We start from the raw sequence: 17,836 nt of genomic DNA, 5'->3' as shown, positions 1-17,836 counted from the left end.
CCATGAAAGGATTTTCCCCATGCAGTGGGTTGCTATCGGCCATATCGACGACATCCCTTTAAGGGGCGCAAGATGCATCAAGACGCCTATGGCTAACATCGCGGTTTTCCGCACAGCGGCAAACGAGGTCTATGCTATTGAAAACCGCTGCCCTCATAAGGGCGGACCTCTTTCCGAGGGCATCGTTCACGGCCGGTCTGTCACGTGCCCGCTACACAATTGGAACATCTCGCTCGAAAATGGCGAAGCCTTGGGTGCGGATGAGGGACAGGTTCAGTCTTTTCCTGTCCATCTTGAAAATGGCTATCTGTCGATCTCGCTTGAAAATCTTCATCTCGAAGCAGCGGAGTAGCCCATGGCCTGCGAGGTGAGAACGACATGCCCTTACTGCGGTGTCGGATGCGGCATTATCGCCACGCGGGACGATGCAGGCACCGTTACCGTGAAAGGGGATCCGGAACACCCTGCAAATTATGGCCGCCTGTGCTCCAAGGGATCGGCGCTGGGCGAAACTTTGGATCACGAAGACCGGCTGCTTTTTCCTCAGATCGATGATCGGCAAGCTTCGTGGGAAGAGGCGTTGGACCTAGTGGCGGAACGCTTTTCCAGAACGATCGCGGAATATGGTCCTGGTTCCGTTGCGTTCTATGTGTCTGGCCAGCTCCTGACCGAAGATTATTACATTGCCAACAAGCTAATGAAGGGCTTCATCGGCTCAGCAAATATCGACACCAATTCCCGGTTATGCATGTCCTCTTCAGTCGCCGGTCACAGGCGAGCTTTCGGATCGGATACGGTGCCGGGCGTTTATGAAGACATCGAACTTGCCGATCTCGTTGTGCTTACCGGTTCAAACCTTGCCTGGTGCCATCCTGTTCTTTTCCAGCGGCTTGCTGCCGTCAAGGCAGCCCGGCCGACGATGAAGGTCGTGGTCATCGATCCGCGCCGGACAATGACCTGCGATATTGCGGATCTTCATCTCCAGATCAGACCGGATGGCGATGTTGCCTTGTTTCTTGGCTTGCTCGCGCATTTGGCCAGAAGCGGCGGCCGAAACGAGACCTATATTTCCGCCTATACCCAAGGTATCGACGAGGCCCTCAACGCAGCATGCTCAATCGATGAATTGGCCTTAAGCGATGCGAGCGGACTTCGCATTGAGGATATCCGGGCTTTTTATCATCTCTTCGCCAGCACCGAAAAGACTGTCACCTGCTATAGCCAAGGTGTCAATCAATCCGTTTGCGGCACTGACAAAGTCAACGCCATTATCAATTGCCATCTTGCCACCGGCCGTATCGGGCGGCCGGGAATGGGTCCTTTCTCGCTGACGGGGCAACCGAACGCCATGGGAGGTCGCGAAGTCGGCGGTCTTGCCAATATGCTGGCAGCCCATATGGAGATTGAAAATGAAACGCATCGTGCGCGAGTCCAGCGCTTCTGGTCTTCCCCAAGAATTGCCGAAAAACCAGGCCTGAAGGCGGTCGAACTTTTCGAAGCGATGGCCGAAGGGCGCATCAAGGCCGTCTGGATCATGGCCACCAATCCTGCGGTCTCTCTTCCACAAGCCGATAAAGTCAAGGCGGCGCTGGAGATTTGTCCTTTCGTTGTCGTCTCAGATCTGACGGCAAGGACCGATACCGCCAAGCTTGCGCATGTGCTGCTACCTTCGCTCGGCTGGGGAGAAAAGGACGGTACCATCACCAATTCCGAACGTCGCATATCGCGTCAACGCGCCTTCCTTCCAGCGCCCGGAGAGGCGAGGGCGGACTGGTGGCAATTGTCAGAAGTTGCAAAGAGACTAGGCTTTGCCGGAGCCTTTTCCTATCAGAGTCCGGTCGATATTTTTCGCGAACATGCAGCTCTCTCCGGACATGAAAATGCAGGCACGCGAGATTTCGATTTATCGGGCCTGATCGATATTACCGCCGATGGCTATGCCGATTTGTCCCCGGTGCAGTGGCCAGTCGTTGAAGGCGGACGGCGCGATGCAATTAGATTTTTTGGGAAAGGCGGCTTCTTCCACGCCGATGGGAAAGCGAGGTTCGTCGCTGTTTTGCCGCCATCACCTAGGAGCGATCGCCCTTACTATCCGCTGAACCTGAACACGGGGCGAATCCGCGATCAATGGCACACGATGACTAGAACAGGGAAAAGTCCGCGCCTTTCAGCTCACATTGCCGAACCGTTTGCCGAAGTCCATCCGCAAGATGCAGCGGACATAGGGCTTATCGAAGCCGATCTCATTGAAATCAGGAGCCCTCATGGGCGAGCTATAGTACGTGCGCTGATCACGCCGCGTCAGGCGCGGGGCAATCTCTTCGTTCCGATGCATTGGAATGATGAATTTGCTGCCGAAGCGAGGATCGGTGCTCTCATAGAAGCGGTCACAGATCCAGTCTCGGGCCAACCTGCATCCAAAAAGACAGCAGTTGCGGCGCGTCGGTTCGAGGCCTCCTGGTATGGCTTTGCCATCTGCACTGAACGACCGTCCACTATCTCGGCAGATTATTGGGCGATCGCCAAGACAGACGGTGGCTACCGTATCGAGTGCGCTTTTACCGCTACGGAACGTGATTGGCTGCATTGGTCGCGGGAAACCTTTGCTATTCCGGAGGATGTTGAACCTTTACGTTATGCCGATAACGTTAGCGGCCAGGAGCGTCTCGCCTTCTTTGACGGGACCCGGCTTTTGGTTGCTGTTTTTCTTGCGCGCGAACCCGTTGCCGTTGCGCGCAACTGGGCAGTCGCGCAGCTTTCGACCGATCATGAGGATACCCGTCGTCGATTTGCCTTGATTGCAGGTCGACCGGGTGGCGACCGTCCGGATCCGGGCGCAATCATCTGCTCTTGCATGAGTGTCGGGATCAACGAAATCGTCGCTGCGGTGCGCAACGGATGTCGCGATGCCGAGACGGTCGGACATCGGACGAAGGCCGGAACCAATTGCGGCTCGTGCCGCGCTGAAATCAGGGGGATCATCGATGGATGTCTTGTCGCAGCCGCAGAGTAGGACGCCGGCCCGCATGGATGAATTGGCCAAGCTTCCGGTGTTTTGGGCCCTTGAAGGAAAGCCCGTCATTGTTTCCGGCGGAACAGATGCCTGCGCCTGGAAGGCGGAACTCCTGGCGGCATGCGGCGCTCATGTTCGAATCTATGCAGAAGAGCTTTGCGATAGCTTCGCCGATCTGATCGCGCAAGGATCGTCTCATCCTGAAGGACGGCTCGAGCATTTCCCGCATGCATGGGATGCAGGCTCGTTCAGTGGTGCAGCCTTGGCAATTGCCGATTGTGAAGATGACGCAGCGGCATGGATCTTCTTTCAAGCCGCCAAAGCCGCGGGCGTTCCCGTCAATGTCATCGACAAGCCAGCCTTTTGCCAGTTTCAATTCGGCTCTATCGTCAACCGGTCGCCTGTTATTGTCTCCATTTCGACAGATGGAGCTGCTCCCATTCTGGCGCAAGCTATTCGCAGACGAATTGAAACGCTTCTCCCACCGAGCCTCAAGAGTTGGGCAGCTCTTGCGCAAGATATTCGCGATCGCGTCAGTAAAAGCTTTGCAGCGGGCAAGGAACGGCGCTTCTTTTGGGAGCGCTTCACCGATCGCGCTTTCGGCAGCAATAAAGTGCCCGATGACTGTACCCAAGACGAACTGTTTAGGCATCGATCAGCATTTACCGAGCAAGACGCAGGGCGCGTCACGTTGGTCGGCGCAGGGCCTGGTGATGCTGAATATCTGACTTTGAAAGCCGTTCGTGCGCTTCAGGCTGCCGACGTCATTCTCTTTGACGATCTTGTCTCAAATGAAGTTCTGGAACTTGCACGGCGGGAAGCAAAGAGGATGCTGGTCGGCAAGCGTGGAGGAAGGCCGAGTTGCCGCCAAGAAGACATCAACGAGATGATGATAACGCTTGCCCGGTCTGGGAAGCACGTCGTGAGGCTGAAATCAGGCGATCCGATGATCTTCGGTCGCGCAGGCGAGGAAATTGCCCATCTCAGAAAGGAAGGTATTGCTGTCGATGTCGTGCCAGGCATAACGGCCGCAACGGCGATGGCGGCGCGCTTTGGTTTTTCCCTGACGCACAGGGACTATGCGCAGTCCGTTCGCTTTGTCACCGGCCATTCTAAGAATGGAGGCCTACCCGCAGATTTGGATTGGGCAAAACTAGCCGATTCGCGGACTACCACCGTTTTTTACATGGGTGGACGGACTGCAGCTTTAATTGCTGAGCGGCTGATCGGCCAGGGGCTTGATGGATCCACGCCTGTATTGATCGTGAGCGCGATTAGCAGGCAGGATGAGAGACACTGGCATGGCCGGCTTGACCAGATGGAGATTGGAGCCAACGAGATAGGGTGGAACAGCCCTGTTCTAATTGCTATTGGTGATGCAGTTAAACCCTTAGAAACATCCTGCGCACTTAAAAGTTCCCTCGAACTTGCAGTTTAGTGCGATTTTTTTGAAGTGGTCATGATAATGACTCGTTTCCGTGATGATTTTACGGCGTGGCGCGGATCTAACACAGACGTTTGGTGATGGACCTCTTAAATCGTTATATCGACCGACCGCTGCTTGATGCAGCGTCGAAACTTCTCAACGCGTGGCATAATGTGTCTGGCCTAGCGCCGTCCCGTTTAGAGCCCGTTTGGAACATTGCCGTTCTCCTTCTGATGCTCGTCGGTAGTTTTCATGCCTTGGAAGGTCAGATGCTCGCCTTGTGCGTTGGAGCTTTGACACTTCTTGTCGCTCCGTCGATTTTAAAGCTATGGATGCTTTCCGCAAAACCTGCCGCCTATGACGTCCGCGAGTATCGTGCGCGAATGCAGCGTGCCCTTGCCAAACGTGAGGGCGAGTGGGCAATGCGACTGACGGTTCTGGTCGTTGCGGCTGTTCTGCCCTTCTTTTCTCCGATGAAGGGGGATGTCGATGCAGCCTGGTTCATGTTCGGCGCAAGCTTATGGTTCGTTTTGACGGCGCCGATCAGTTTCTATCTCGAAGCCGCTGAACCTCCCAAGCCAAGAGATGGTGATCCGATGTTCAATTCAAAAATGCTTTTCAACTAGAATGGCCCGAGAGGTGAGTTCAAGCGCATCGTGCCTTGAGTGAACTTGCCACGACATTGATCCGGCTCAGAAAACCTGACGCTGGCAAAGAAATTTTAAGCATGCCCTCCAACCTCAGTGGAACGTTTTTTGGCGCCTCTCGTTATTGGTGCATGACGTCACAAGAGAGGAGAATGTCATGCTCTACTACGCTCTGGTATTTCTTGTAATCGCCCTCATTGCCGGCGTTCTCGGTTTTGGTGGGATTGCGGGTGCTTCTGCTTCCATCGCCCAGGTTCTTTTCTTTATATTCCTGGTGCTCTTCGTCGTTTCGCTGGTCATGCGACTCGTACGCCGCGTATAATTCGAAGAGAATTTAGTCTTAAAAAGAGGTCGGCGAGAGCCGGCCTTTTTTATTCCAGCGAGTCGTCAATTAGGTGTTCAAAAAAAGTTGCTGATGTAAATCTTATTTTTGCGCGTATTCTATACAACAAATGAGCTGTTAGGTTTTTGTGCATTGCCATATTGGCGGGACGGGTGTCCTATGAATAGCACGAAACAAATGATTCCCGTTGAAGCGAACCAATCTCCCCAAGGAGCAACCGCTTCATAGGCTGCGGCATAACCTTGAATGGAGGGCCCATGCTTAACGAATCCGTGTTCGATGCGTTCTCGCGAAGTTACGAATCGCGTCGTGAAGCCGATATGTCCATAGAAGAGTATCTTTCGCTCTGCAAGAGCGAGCCGATGGCCTATGCGAACGCGACAGAAAGGCTTCTTGCCGCAATCGGCGAGCCTCAGATCGTCGATACATCGAAAGATCAGCGTCTCGGCCGAATTTTTATGAACCGGACGATCCGCGTCTACCCTGCCTTTACCGGGTTTTATGGTATGGAAGACACGATCGAGCGGATCGTTTCTTTCTTCCGTCATGCGGCTCAGGGTCTCGAGGAGCGCAAGCAAATCCTCTACCTTCTCGGTCCTGTGGGAGGCGGCAAGTCTTCTCTGGCTGAGCGGTTGAAGCAATTGATGGAGACCCATCCGATTTACGTGCTCAAGGCCGGTAACGAGATCAGTCCGGTTTTTGAAAGTCCGCTCAATCTTTTCGATCCGATCTCGATGGGTCCGCTTCTGCTTGAGCGATACGGCATTCCGACCCGTCGCCTGACTGGCCTGATGAGCCCGTGGTGCCTCAAGCGCCTCGACGAATTCAACGGCGATATCTCGCGTTTCCGCGTGGTGCGCATGCAGCCTTCACGCCTGCGCCAGATCGCAATTGCAAAAACCGAGCCTGGCGACGAAAACAACCAGGATATTTCATCCTTGGTCGGCAAGGTCGATATCAGGAAACTCGAGACCTATTCGCAGAGTGATCCCGATGCCTACAGCTATTCCGGCGGTCTTAATCGGGCCAATCAAGGCGTTCTTGAATTCGTTGAAATGTTCAAGGCGCCGATCAAGATGCTGCATCCGCTGCTGACGGCGACTCAGGAAGGCAACTATATCGGCACGGAGAACATCGGGGCTATTCCGTTCTCAGGCTTCATTCTGGCGCATTCAAACGAGGCTGAGTGGCAGAGCTTCAAGGCCAACAAGAACAATGAGGCCTTCATCGACCGCATCTGCGTGATCAAGGTCCCATATTGCTTGAGGGTGACCGAAGAACAGAAGATTTACGAAAAGCTCATTGAAGGCTCAGAGCTTGCCGATGCGCCTTGTGCGCCCAGCACGTTGGAGATGCTGGCGAGGTTTTCGGTTCTGTCACGGCTGCGCAAGCACGAAAACTCGACCTATTTCTCAAAGATGCGAGCCTATGATGGCGAGAGCCTGAAAGAAACTGACCCCCGCGCACGCAGTGTGCAGGAATACCGTGATGCAGCAGGTGTCGATGAAGGCATGGATGGTATCTCCACCCGATTTGCCTTCAAGATCCTGGCTTCGACATTTAACTACGACACGACAGATATCGGCGCAGATCCCGTACACCTGATGTATGTTCTCGAGCAGGCCATTCGCCGGGAGCAGTTTCCCGATGATGTCGAGAAGCGCTATATTGAGTTCATCAAAGCCGATCTTGCCCCGCGTTATGCGGAATTCATTGGCAATGAAATACAAAAGGCTTACCTTGAATCTTACGCTGATTACGGTCAGAATCTGTTTGACCGTTACGTCGACTATGCCGATGCATGGATTGAAGATGTTGACTTCAAGGATCCCGATACCGGGCAACTCCTTGACCGTGAGTTGCTGAACCAAGAGCTCACGAAGATCGAAAAGCCTGCGGGGATCGCTAATCCCAAGGATTTCCGCAACGAGATCGTCAAGTTCTGCTTGAGGTCGAAAGCTGCGAATGGCGGCAAAAACCCTTCCTGGACTAGCTATGAAAAAATCCGGGAAGTTATCGAGAAACGAATGTTCTCGCAGGTTGAGGATCTTCTTCCCGTGATCTCCTTCGGCACCAAGAAGGACGGCGAAGCGGAGAAGAAGCACAGCGAATTTGTCGCCAGAATGGCGGCGCGCGGCTACACAGAGCGCCAGGTTCGGCGTCTTGTGGAATGGTACATGCGAGTGAAGCAAGCAAGTTAAGCTCATTCAGGAGCCATCATGCATATTGTCGACCGCCGGTTGAATCCGCGCGGTAAAAGCCTAGAAAATCGGCAGCGCTTTCTTCGGCGCGCAAAGAATGCCGTTCAACAAGCGGTAAGACGATCGCTACAAGAGCGGAATATTCGCGATGTACTCGATGGAGGGGAAATCAGCCTTCCCATCGACGGAATGTCGGAGCCAAACTTTCGACGTGGCGCGGGCGGAATTACGGACCATATTCTGCCCGGGAACAGAGCTTTCGTGGAGGGCGATATTATTCCCCGCCCTCCCGGTCGTAACGGCGGCAAGCCGAAGGATGCGGGCGAGGGAGACGGAGAAGACAGCTTTCGTTTCGTGCTAACCCGAGAGGAGTTTCTCGATGTCTTTCTTGACGATCTTGAGCTTCCCGATCTTGCCAAGCGGCGTTTAAGCGAGACGGAAGAGGAAAGCCCGATCCGGGCGGGCTACTCTGTTTCAGGATCGCCTGCCAATATCTCGGTTGGTCGCACGACACGGCTTGCCATGATGCGCAGAGTAGCACTGCGCAGGCCAAAGCCTGAGACCATCGAGGCGCTGACCAAGGAGATCGAGGAGACTGAAGACGAAGAACGGCGTGCCGGTCTGCAGGCTGAACTGTTGGCGCTGAGGGACCGCGTTCGTCGAATCCCCTATATTGATCCGCTCGACGTCAGGTATCGCCGGTTCGAGACACAGCCAAAGCCCGTGGCAAAGGCGGTTATGTTCTGCCTCATGGATGTGTCCGGCTCGATGTCGGAACATATGAAGGATCTGGCAAAGCGCTTTTACGTTCTCCTGTACCTCTTTCTGTCGCGGCGTTACAAAAAGGTCGAGATCGTCTTCATTCGTCACACTGATCGAGCAGAAGAGGTGGATGAAGAAACGTTCTTTCATGGCCCGGCCACTGGCGGAACGTTGGTTTCCAGTGCCCTGGCAGCGATGCGTTCTATCGTTGCAGCGCGGTTCGATCCTACGGAATGGAATATTTATGCCGCGCAAGCTTCTGACGGCGATAACGCTTATTCCGACGGAGCGACGACGGAGCAATTGCTGAGGCAGGAGATTTTGCCGTCCTGCCAATATTTTGCTTACCTCGAAGTCGGAGAGGACGGCAGCGATCACAACCTTTCACGCTCGCCGCTTTGGATGCTCTATGCGGGTCTGAAGTCAGATCTTTTGCCCCTTTCGATGCGTAAAGTTTGCCGTCGTGGGGATATTTTCCCGGTATTTCATGATCTTTTCAAAAAGCGTGAGGGGAAGGTGGAGACAGCGCCATGACCTTGACGATGACGCGCGAACGTTTGTTCGAGGGGTCAGACTGGGATTTCGCGACGCTTCAGCGCATACACGATGCCTGTGAGGACATCGCTCTGAAGGAGTTGGGGCTCGACGTTTATCCCAATCAGATAGAAGTCATCACCTCGGAACAGATGCTGGATGCCTATTCCTCAACCGGCATGCCGCTGTTCTATCGCCATTGGTCTTTTGGGAAGCACCGTGCCCACCATGAAGCGTTTTATCGTCGAGGGATGCGTGATCTCGCCTATGAGATCGTCATCAATAGTTCACCTTGTATTTCCTATCTGATGGAGGAAAACACGGCGACGATGCAGACTCTCGTCATTGCTCACGCCGCCTTCGGACACAACCATTTTTTCAAGAACAACTACCTCTTCAAGCTATGGACGGATGCAGAGGGAATTCTGGACTATCTTGATTTCGCTAAAGGCTACATAACACGATGCGAAGAGCGGTATGGCGAGGCTATCGTCGAAAAGACCTTGGATGCTGCTCATGCCTTGATGTCGCATGGTGTCCATCGTCATGCCGGCAAGACCAAGCTTGATCTCAGGCTTGAAGAAAAGCGTCTTCAAGAACGTCGTCTTCATGAAGAGCAGATGTTCAACGATCTCTGGAGGACGGTTCCGACCGGTCCGAAACGCAACGCAGCCGATATAAGCTTAGATAAGCGGCGCGCCGCTCTGGGGCTTCCGCAGGAAAACATTCTCTATTTCCTGGAAAAATCGGCCCCTCGTCTTATGCCTTGGCAGCGTGAGATCCTGCGAATCGTGAGGCATGTCGCACAATATTTTCATCCCCAGCGCCAGACGAAGGTCATGAACGAGGGCACTGCCACGTATGTTCACTACCAGATCATGACGAGGCTGCATGAGCGCGGCCAGATCAGCGATGGCAACTATCTGGAGTTTTTGAAGTCTCATTCGAATGTCGTCTTCCAGCCTAATTACGACGATCGGCGTTTCTCTGGCTTCAATCCCTATGCACTTGGCTTTGCTATGATGCAGGATATCGAGAGGATTGTTACCAAGCCGACCGAAGAGGACCGCGCCTGGTTTCCCGATATCGCAGGGCGCAATGACGTAATGGGCGTTCTCCGCGGCATCTGGGCGGATTTTCGTGATGAGAGCTTTATCAGCCAGTATCTCAGCCCGCATCTGATGCGCCAATGGCGGCTGTTCCATCTTTATGACGATCCTGAGCAGACGGAAGGAATGCTAGTCTCGGCCATTCATGACGAACGCGGCTATCGCCGTATCCGCCGCCAGCTTTCCAAGGAATATGATATCGGCTGGACCGATCCCTTAATCGAAATCGTCGATGTCGATCTGAGCGGAGACCGGAGACTTCTTCTTCGTCACGACATCATCAACAATGCGCAACTCGATGCCACGGAAGCGCAACGCGTTCTGCAGCATCTTGCCGATCTTTGGAGCTATGATGTCCTGCTTCAGGAGGTGGACCGAGAGCAGACTATCCGCGAGATTGCCGCAACGCCGAGATATGTGCTCTCCTGAAGCAATCCCTTCAAATACTTCACGTCGTCGGAACGAAGATCTGCGGCATGAAGAGGCTGTCCGCGTCGTCAAAGATGCGCCCGATCATTCCGTTCGTTTCATCTCCCGGCTCCTACGAAGAAGCGGTGCCTGACGCTATGATTCAAGCACCGCTACAAACGTTTATTCAGGCGCTTAGCCCTCCAGCCACTTCACATCCTCAGGGCTTAACTGGATGTCTAGGGCTGAAAGACTATCCTCAAGTTCTGCAATGGTACGTGGCCCAATCAGCGGAACGACAGGAAATGGTTGCGCGATAACATAAGCCAGCGCGATATGAATCGGTGAGCGACCGAGTTTTTGCGCAAGTTCGATTGCACGATCACGACGCGCGAAGTTCTTATCGGAATACCAGCAACGAACGATCTCTTCGTCATCGTGCTTGTCGCGGCCAGCACGGTCGGTGAAGAAGCCTCGACCCTGGCTGGACCAGGCGAAGTTCGGCACCTGCGTTGCCTTGAGCCATGTCTTCCAGTCATCGTCGGACGATGTCACGCATCCTGCCCAGATCGGCTCCAGCATTTCTGCAAGTGAAAAATTGTTCGAGAGAGCGGCTGGCTTCGCTTTTCCTGTCTTCTCGGCATAAGCGATTGCCTCGTCCATGCGCTCGCGTGTCCAATTCGACCCGCCGAATATACCACGGATACGACCTTTCCGGACTTCGGCGTCCATGGCATCGACGAATTCACCGACGGGAACAGCCGTATTGTCACGATGCATGAAGTAAACGTCAACATAATCCGTTTTTAAGCGATTGAGGGATTGGTCCAATTGCGTTGCAATGACGTCCGGATAGCAGAGCGGCGAGTGGGCGCCTTTGCCGATAAGCACGATGTCATCGCGAGGCACCTTGCGGCTGGTATGCCAGTCGCCGAAAATGCTTTCCGTCTTTCCCGCGCCGTAAACGAAGGCGGTATCGAAGACGTTGCCACCGCGCTCATAAAACGCGTCCAACGTCAGTGATGCGGACGCAAAATCCGGAAAGAACTCGAAGCCAAGCGCGACGAGTGAAGACTGCTTCGAGAGGCCTGGAATTGCTCGGCGCGGAACAGTGTTGCCGGGTTTTACCACGCCACCAGCAATATTGAGAGGACGGCGATCGGCACGCTCGATGCCATAGTGCAGCCCAATCGATGTACGCCATTGATCCATGACTTTTAGATTCGAGACCGAATCTTCCATGGACATACCAGGCCAAGCGAATTCGTGGCGACCAGCCCGGATCGCCTCGTCCGCGGCGTCCACTTCAAACGAATAGAGCCAGCGCTCTTCCCTGACGTCGACAACCTGACGATCGTTGCCTTTGATAATCTCGATCTTGCCCGTTCCACCTTCGTGGCCTGAGGCAAACCAGAAGTCGGCAACTTCGATGCGGCCTTCCGAACCTATGATGCGTAGAACATTATCCTGCTGCGCCATAATCGAGCAGGATACTTCAGCGATGATGCCACTTGGAAACTGGAGAACAGCAGAGGCCCATTCGTCGACGCCTGATGCGCCAAGATGTGCCACGCCCGAAACCTTTTGCGGCTCGTCAACCGGCTTGCCAGCCGCTGCCCCTGCGATGAGGCGCGCCATGGAAACCGGATAACCGCCAACATCGAGAATCCCGCCGCCGGCAAGATCATTGGAAAAGAGGCGATGCTCAGGCCGAAAGCTCCCCATGTTAAACCCGAAGCTCGAGCGGATAATTCTGACCTGTCCAATCGCACCGCTTTTCACGAGCTCAACCAGCCGCTCCGTTTGCGGATGAAGCCGGTACATATAGGCTTCACCGGCAAAAACCCCTGCTTTGCGTGCTTCGTGGTAGATTGCTTCTGCCTCAAAGGCGGAGAGAGCGATCGGCTTTTCGACAAGAACGTGCTTGCCGGCGCGGATGGCTTTGATTGCCCATTCGGCATGGCCCGTATGCGGAGTGGCAATATAAACCGCCTCTACCTCTGGATCGGCGAGCAAGGCATCATAGCCCTGAAGGATACGGGCTCCCGGAAATTTTTCAGCGAGAGCAGGCTGAGGGGACCTGCTGGCGATTGCGGCAAGGCGGCCGGTCTTGGAGTGCGCTATCCCCGCAGCGAAAGTACGGGCAATGGTTCCTGGTCCAATAATGCCCCAGTTGATCGGGTCGAGCGTCATCATAAGCTCCTCTTCCTATAAGCTTCGGATTGATTGTTTAGCGCAGGCGCTTGCCAGCTCCATCGAACAGGAATGTCTTTGCAGCGGGAATTCCGACCTTCACCTTTTCGAGGTTGCCGTCGTGACGTGCTTCGGGTCGCTCCACGATCAATGTTTCTCCGCCCGCAGTTCGGGCATAGAGGTAACTTGTATTGCCGAGATGCTCGGTCACGTCGATTGATAGAGTTATGTCGGTTGCCCCAGCATCTGAGGGCACGAAATGTTCCGGACGGATCCCGAGAGTCACTGGCATTTTTACTGCCAATTCGGCTTGCAAAGGTAAGCTGATGAGAACCGACGGGTCCGACAGCAGACGAATTGAAGCCTTTCCTGGGACGGACTCTTCGACTTTGGCTTCCAGGAAATTCATCTTCGGCGACCCGACAAAGCCCGCGACGAATTGGTTCGCCGGGTCATCGTAAAGCTCGAGCGGCGCGCCAACTTGCTCCACATTGCCAGCGCGCAAAACCACAATACGGTCGGCAAGCGTCATGGCTTCGGTTTGATCGTGCGTGACGTAGATCATCGTCGTGCCGAGCTGTTTATGTAACCGGCTGATCTCGACCCGCATTTGGACACGCAGTTCCGCATCAAGGTTGGAAAGGGGTTCGTCAAACAGAAAGATCTGCGGCTCGCGCACGATCGCGCGTCCAATCGCAACGCGTTGACGCTGTCCACCCGATAGTTGTTTCGGCCGGCGTTTCATAAGCTCGCCAATTTGCAGGATGTCCGCGACCTTGCTAACGCGCCGCTGGGTGTCCTCCTTGGGATTGCCGTTCATCCGCAGGCCAAAGCTTAGGTTCTCCTCCACGGTCATATGCGGATAAAGAGCATATGATTGGAAGACCATAGCAATGCCGCGCTCAGCGGCTTCTACGTCATTGACGAGCCGTCCCCCGATGCGCATTTCGCCGCCCGAAATGTCTTCCAAGCCAGCGATCATCCTCAGCAACGTTGATTTACCGCAACCAGAGGGGCCGACAAAAACAACGAACTCGCCGTCTTTGACCTCAAGGTCCACGCCATGAATGACTTCGAGCGATGAGAATGTTTTGACGATATTTTTGAGTGAAAGATCTGCCATGGGAAAATCCTATTTGACGGCGCCGGCCGTGATGCCGGCTATAAAGTGCCGCTGAAGGAAGATGAAAATGACGAGGATAGGCGCGGTCAGGAGAACTGCGCCGGCCATGATGCCGCCCCACGAGACTTTGGTCAGGCCGACAAGCGTTCCGAGCGCGACCGGGGCTGTCATCATGTCGGGGCGCGAATTGATGAGAAGCGGCCACAAATAGTTGTTCCAGGAATAGAGAAACAGAATGATAGCCAAAGCCGCCATTGTCGGGCGTGCCAGTGGCAAAGCAATACGCAGGAAGATCTGCCACTCTTTGACGCCCTCGACGCGTGCCGCATCGAAAAGTTCGCTCGGCATCATGGAAAAAGCCTGGCGCATGAACAAAACGCCGAGCGAGTTGAAAAGCGGCGGTACGATCAAGGCGATCCACGTGTTGCCAAGCTTGAATTCGCGCGCGACCATGATGAATTGCGGGATGACGACCACAGCGAATGGAAGCGTGATCGTGCCGATGATGATGCCAACGATGACGGATCGCCCCATGAAGCGGTAGCGAGCAAGCGCCCATCCTGCCATCGATGTCAGGAAGATGGACAGTATCGTGTAGATCACCGCGACACCGATCGAGATCGTCAAAGCACGAATGAAGTCCGTATCGGCCTGCAAGTTTTTCACATTGTCAATGAAGGAGGTCGAGGGCCACAAAACAATGCCCGGGCTGAAAATCCCGTTATCCGGCATTGTCGAGAAGACAAACATCATCCAAAGCGGAAATAACCAGATGATGGCCAACGGCGTGAGCACTAGGTGGAGGACAACCCGGCGGAGGGCGAGAGATCGAGAGCGGGACTTCATGCTTTTTCCCTCCCAAACCAGAGATTGAAAAGAGACAGAACGATTGCAATAGCCGCGATCGTGTACGCAATCGAAGAAGCGTAGCCGAAGTTCAGCGCTGTGAAGCCCTGGCGGTAGAGGAAGATACCAAGCGTTTCAGTGGCCCCGCCCGGACCGCCGCGGTTGGTGATCAGGAACGGCTCGGTGAAAAGCTGCATCGTGCCGATGATCGACAGGATGATACAAAATAGGATGATCGGCTTGAGCAGAGGCAAGGTGATGTGGAAGAATTGCTGGCGTTGCGAGACGCGTTCCAGCGTCGCCGCTTCGTAGACATCGTCCGGAATGGACTGCAAGCCGGCCAGGATGATGATGGCGTTGTAGCCCGCCCAGCGCCACGTGATGGCAATGATGATGAGAGCCATCGCGGCGTGCGGATCGGAAAACCATTCGACGGGTGTCAGTCCTGCGCCGCCAATAATCTTGTTTATGATGCCCATATCAGCATTGAACATCAACTTGAAAACCGCCGCGTAAGCCGCTTCACCAACGACCACGGGCGCAAAAAAAGCAAAGCGAAAGATGCCTCGCGCCTTCAAAAGCGGCGAGTTCAACAACACCGCCATAACCGTCGCCAAAGCAATCATGACCGGAACCTGGATGACCAGGATGATCATGGTGTTGTAAAGCGCGTTATAGAAAGCCGGATCGCTGAAAAGCCTGCCCCAATTGGCGTTGAGGCTATAGCGCCACGGATTGATGCGCGTGTTTTGGAAGGAAATCAGAAAAGAATTGATGATCGGCCAAATCCAGAAGGCCGCGAAAACAAGCAAATACGGTGCAAGGAAGGCGTAAGCGGCCCTGTTGCGGAACGGCATGGCTTTTCCCCAGATGATGGACAGCAGGAGAAGGCCGGCAAAGCTGCCGGCCGATGTTCTCTTTACTTCGCTACTTCCAGCCCGGTTGCCGAAGCAATCTGCTGTGCAGCATCGTCAAGCGCTGCCTTGGCATTGGGGTAGCCCCCGGAGAAATACTTCGTTTGAACCTGTCGGTAGATCCCTTCCGCATCGCTTTGGAATTGCGTACCGCGTGCCGGCTTGATCTTCGGCAAGGTGGAAAGGATATCAGCCCAGATTTTCTGGTTGCCCCAGAAAGGCTGAGGTTGGCTGACGTAAGGATCCTTGTCGGCGTCCAGAAGGGATGGCACAAGGCCGAAGGACTTCAACATCGTGACCTGCCCTTCCGTGGTCGACAGCGTGTACTTCACGAACTCCCAGGATGCTTCCTTGTTTTTCGAGTTGGCCGCGATCGCAAGAGAGGAACCGCCTAGGTTTGCAGCGCGCGGACCGTCGGCCGTCAGGCTTGGCATCATATAGACGCCCCATTTTCCTGCCTGGTCCTTTGCCGCATCGCGGATTGTTCCTTCGTACCAACCGCCGAAGAGCTCACTTGCCGCCTTGCCTGCAACCAGGGTCTGGATTTTTTCGCCCCAGTCCGCGGCCGTAATGGTTCCGGCGTCCTTCATCTGCTTCAGCTTTTCCAGCGTCGCGACGCAGGGCGGCTGATTGATCGTGATCGCCTGGCCGTCGTTGGAGAAATAACCACAACCTTGCTCATTGGCGATCATACGGAACCATTCGCTGTCGCCGTTAAAATCAGCCTGGGTCATGACGACGCCAGGATTTGCAGCGGAAATCTTCTTTCCAGCAGCAATGAAGTCATCCCAGTTCTTGATAGTCTGTGGATCGACCCCTGCCTTTTCATAGAAGTCGCGACGGTAAAAAACCGCAACCGGACCTGAATCCCAAGGCATCGCATAGGCGACATCGCCCACTTCAAGTTCCGTGCGTTTGAAATCGGGGAACTTCTTCTGCATCTCTTCGGTATAGCCGAGGTCCTTCAGATTGCTGAAGCAGTCCGGGAACCGGTTCCAGAAAATTTCGGCTTCAAAATTCTCCACGGTGACGATATCGGGCAGTCCATCGCCGCCGGCAGCACATGCTGCGAGCATCTTATCGAAGACCTGCTGATTACCGAGGTCTTCCACATTCACTGTGATATCGGGATGTTGCTTCTTGAAGCCATCAAGCGTGGATTTAAGAGCTGAAGCGGCGACGTTCCAGCTCCAGACAGTAATGGTTGATGCCGCCCAAGCCGGGGTCGACATGACCACGCCAAGTGCAAGAGCGACGCCAAAATGGTGTAAGCGCATGAAAATACCTCCCTCAATTGTTTGCCGTTCCTCACCGGACGTGGCTAAAATGGTGTAGGGACAGAGTGCTGTCTCTCAAAAAAGGAAGATGGACTTGGCCGAAAGTAAGGTGGACGTACAGGCAATCTATCAACCCGGTGCAAGCAGTATCGAAGGCCTGCCGACGGCACTTGAGTTCTTTTATGCACATCCGGGCGTTATGTTATGTCCCCATTGGCACGCTCAAGTCGAAGTGAACTACATTATACGCGGTCATGCTCATTACCGCATGAAGGATCATGATCTTACCTTGAGCGCGGGGCAGTTATGTCTTTTCTGGGGTGGCCAGCCGCATCAGATGGATGAGGTTTCGAGTGATTGCGTCTATGCCGGTGCGCATCTTCCCCTTGTCTACTTCTTCCGGTTGCGTCTGCCGCAGATGATCTCGGAAAGGATCATGAAGGGATCTACGCTTCTTTCTTCTGCCACCGGTCTTTCCGACGAGGAAAATTTCGCGCGCTGGTTTCGCTATGTTAAATCGCGCCAAGAGGAAAAGGTGCAGAATGCGGTCGACGAACTGCTCTTGCGTTTGCAACGCATTGCGTTTGAGCCCTATCGGATGACCGTCGAAGGAGAGGAAAAGCCGATCACATTGGATGCGCCACATCCCTCGACACGAAGCCTCGCGCGCATGTGCGACTTTATCGCCGCCAATTTCCTCCAGGAAATCGATTCAACCGATATTGCGCGGGCTGCCGATCTTCATCCGAAATATGCCATGAGCCTTTTCAAGAAATCAACCGGGATGACGCTCAGCAAGTACGTGACTCTGCTACGCCTGTCTCATGCGCAAGCAATGCTGATGGATGACAGGATCAACGTGCTTCAGGCAGCGATGGAAAGCGGCTTCGGCTCGATCAGCGCATTTAATAAATCGTTCAAGGATATCGCTGGAACGTCGCCGTCCACGTATCGGCGCGACATCCGTCATATCGCCCAGGCGCTCAACGTCGCAACGAATGGGAAAGTACAATAATCCCGTCAGCCCGCATTCAAATGAA

At 54.4% G+C, this 17,836-nt stretch carries 14 protein-coding genes; 9 read left to right on the top strand and 5 right to left on the bottom strand.

Translation table 11 applies throughout. The features are described 5' to 3' along the window. Positions 1 to 19: 19 nt before the first annotated feature. From nirD to VQ830_RS06900, 8 genes are all read left to right on the top strand, one after another. Positions 20 to 352, top strand: a complete 333-nt coding sequence (gene nirD, locus VQ830_RS06935; protein WP_337267354.1) for a nitrite reductase small subunit NirD — start codon at positions 20 to 22, stop codon at positions 350 to 352. 3 nt (positions 353 to 355) lie between these two features. Next, entirely contained in the window at positions 356 to 3,013 is a 2,658-nt protein-coding gene (locus tag VQ830_RS06930) for a nitrate reductase (RefSeq protein ID WP_337267353.1), read from the top strand. Beyond that, a complete protein-coding gene (gene cysG / locus VQ830_RS06925; protein WP_337267352.1) occupies positions 2,985 to 4,451 on the top strand; it encodes a siroheme synthase CysG in 1,467 nt (488 codons plus the stop codon). The genes VQ830_RS06930 and cysG overlap by 29 nt, the downstream gene beginning before the upstream one ends. A gap of 86 nt (positions 4,452 to 4,537) precedes the next feature. Further along, on the top strand, positions 4,538 to 5,065 hold the full coding sequence (locus tag VQ830_RS06920) for a hypothetical protein (RefSeq protein WP_337267351.1): 528 nt from the start codon (positions 4,538 to 4,540) through the stop codon (positions 5,063 to 5,065). 178 nt (positions 5,066 to 5,243) lie between these two features. Beyond that, positions 5,244 to 5,408 carry a DUF1328 domain-containing protein gene (locus VQ830_RS06915; RefSeq protein ID WP_337267350.1) on the top strand — a complete coding sequence of 55 codons (165 nt, stop codon included), beginning with the start codon at positions 5,244 to 5,246 and terminating at the stop codon, positions 5,406 to 5,408. A 278-nt stretch (positions 5,409 to 5,686) separates the two neighbouring features. Further along, positions 5,687 to 7,630 (top strand): PrkA family serine protein kinase, encoded by a 1,944-nt coding sequence (locus tag VQ830_RS06910; protein ID WP_337267349.1) that lies wholly within the window; start codon positions 5,687 to 5,689, stop codon positions 7,628 to 7,630. Between the two features lie 18 nt (positions 7,631 to 7,648). Next, positions 7,649 to 8,926, top strand: a complete 1,278-nt coding sequence (locus VQ830_RS06905; RefSeq protein ID WP_337267348.1) for a YeaH/YhbH family protein — start codon at positions 7,649 to 7,651, stop codon at positions 8,924 to 8,926. After that, positions 8,923 to 10,464, top strand: a complete 1,542-nt coding sequence (locus VQ830_RS06900; RefSeq protein WP_337267347.1) for a SpoVR family protein — start codon at positions 8,923 to 8,925, stop codon at positions 10,462 to 10,464. Before VQ830_RS06905 ends, VQ830_RS06900 begins: the two co-directional genes overlap by 4 nt. A gap of 174 nt (positions 10,465 to 10,638) precedes the next feature. Here the strand turns inward: VQ830_RS06900 and VQ830_RS06895 are convergent, their stop codons facing one another. The 5 genes from VQ830_RS06895 to VQ830_RS06875 form a co-directional block, all read right to left on the bottom strand. Further along, a complete protein-coding gene (locus tag VQ830_RS06895; RefSeq protein WP_337267346.1) occupies positions 10,639 to 12,636 on the bottom strand; it encodes an aldo/keto reductase in 1,998 nt (665 codons plus the stop codon). Between the two features lie 37 nt (positions 12,637 to 12,673). Next, a complete protein-coding gene (locus tag VQ830_RS06890) occupies positions 12,674 to 13,759 on the bottom strand; it encodes an ABC transporter ATP-binding protein (RefSeq protein WP_337267345.1) in 1,086 nt (361 codons plus the stop codon). Positions 13,760 to 13,768: 9 nt separating this feature from the next. Further along, the gene (locus tag VQ830_RS06885) at positions 13,769 to 14,605 is read right to left on the bottom strand and encodes a carbohydrate ABC transporter permease (RefSeq protein ID WP_337267344.1); all 837 of its coding nucleotides are present in this window, start codon (positions 14,603 to 14,605) and stop codon (positions 13,769 to 13,771) included. Next, positions 14,602 to 15,462: a carbohydrate ABC transporter permease gene (locus VQ830_RS06880; RefSeq protein ID WP_337267343.1), complete on the bottom strand. Its 861-nt coding sequence runs from the start codon at positions 15,460 to 15,462 to the stop codon at positions 14,602 to 14,604. The genes VQ830_RS06885 and VQ830_RS06880 overlap by 4 nt, the downstream gene beginning before the upstream one ends. Before the next feature lie 62 nt (positions 15,463 to 15,524). Continuing rightward, positions 15,525 to 16,796, bottom strand: a complete 1,272-nt coding sequence (locus VQ830_RS06875) for an ABC transporter substrate-binding protein (protein WP_337267342.1) — start codon at positions 16,794 to 16,796, stop codon at positions 15,525 to 15,527. An 88-nt stretch (positions 16,797 to 16,884) separates the two neighbouring features. Here VQ830_RS06875 and VQ830_RS06870 point away from each other — a divergent pair, with 88 nt between their 5' ends. Further along, positions 16,885 to 17,811 carry a helix-turn-helix domain-containing protein gene (locus VQ830_RS06870; protein ID WP_337267341.1) on the top strand — a complete coding sequence of 309 codons (927 nt, stop codon included), beginning with the start codon at positions 16,885 to 16,887 and terminating at the stop codon, positions 17,809 to 17,811. Positions 17,812 to 17,836 lie beyond the last annotated feature (25 nt).

The sequence above is a fragment of the Oryzifoliimicrobium ureilyticum genome (assembly GCF_037199735.1).
In the GTDB taxonomy this organism is placed as follows: domain Bacteria; phylum Pseudomonadota; class Alphaproteobacteria; order Rhizobiales; family Rhizobiaceae; genus Rhizobium; species Rhizobium ureilyticus.
This window is presented reverse-complemented; position numbering and strand designations above follow the sequence as displayed.

Bases quoted from the DNA above. Each gene is read 5' to 3' on its own strand.
- nirD (WP_337267354.1), top strand. From the start codon at position 20: ATGCAGTGGGTTGCTATCGGCCATATCGACGACATCCCTTTAAGGGGC.
- VQ830_RS06930 (WP_337267353.1), top strand. From the start codon at position 356: ATGGCCTGCGAGGTGAGAACGACATGCCCTTACTGCGGTGTCGGATGC.
- cysG (WP_337267352.1), top strand. From the start codon at position 2,985: ATGGATGTCTTGTCGCAGCCGCAGAGTAGGACGCCGGCCCGCATGGAT.
- VQ830_RS06920 (WP_337267351.1), top strand. From the start codon at position 4,538: ATGGACCTCTTAAATCGTTATATCGACCGACCGCTGCTTGATGCAGCG.
- VQ830_RS06915 (WP_337267350.1), top strand. From the start codon at position 5,244: ATGCTCTACTACGCTCTGGTATTTCTTGTAATCGCCCTCATTGCCGGC.
- VQ830_RS06910 (WP_337267349.1), top strand. From the start codon at position 5,687: ATGCTTAACGAATCCGTGTTCGATGCGTTCTCGCGAAGTTACGAATCG.
- VQ830_RS06905 (WP_337267348.1), top strand. From the start codon at position 7,649: ATGCATATTGTCGACCGCCGGTTGAATCCGCGCGGTAAAAGCCTAGAA.
- VQ830_RS06900 (WP_337267347.1), top strand. From the start codon at position 8,923: ATGACCTTGACGATGACGCGCGAACGTTTGTTCGAGGGGTCAGACTGG.
- VQ830_RS06895 (WP_337267346.1), bottom strand. From the start codon at position 12,636: ATGACGCTCGACCCGATCAACTGGGGCATTATTGGACCAGGAACCATT.
- VQ830_RS06890 (WP_337267345.1), bottom strand. From the start codon at position 13,759: ATGGCAGATCTTTCACTCAAAAATATCGTCAAAACATTCTCATCGCTC.
- VQ830_RS06885 (WP_337267344.1), bottom strand. From the start codon at position 14,605: ATGAAGTCCCGCTCTCGATCTCTCGCCCTCCGCCGGGTTGTCCTCCAC.
- VQ830_RS06880 (WP_337267343.1), bottom strand. From the start codon at position 15,462: ATGCCGTTCCGCAACAGGGCCGCTTACGCCTTCCTTGCACCGTATTTG.
- VQ830_RS06875 (WP_337267342.1), bottom strand. From the start codon at position 16,796: ATGCGCTTACACCATTTTGGCGTCGCTCTTGCACTTGGCGTGGTCATG.
- VQ830_RS06870 (WP_337267341.1), top strand. From the start codon at position 16,885: ATGGACTTGGCCGAAAGTAAGGTGGACGTACAGGCAATCTATCAACCC.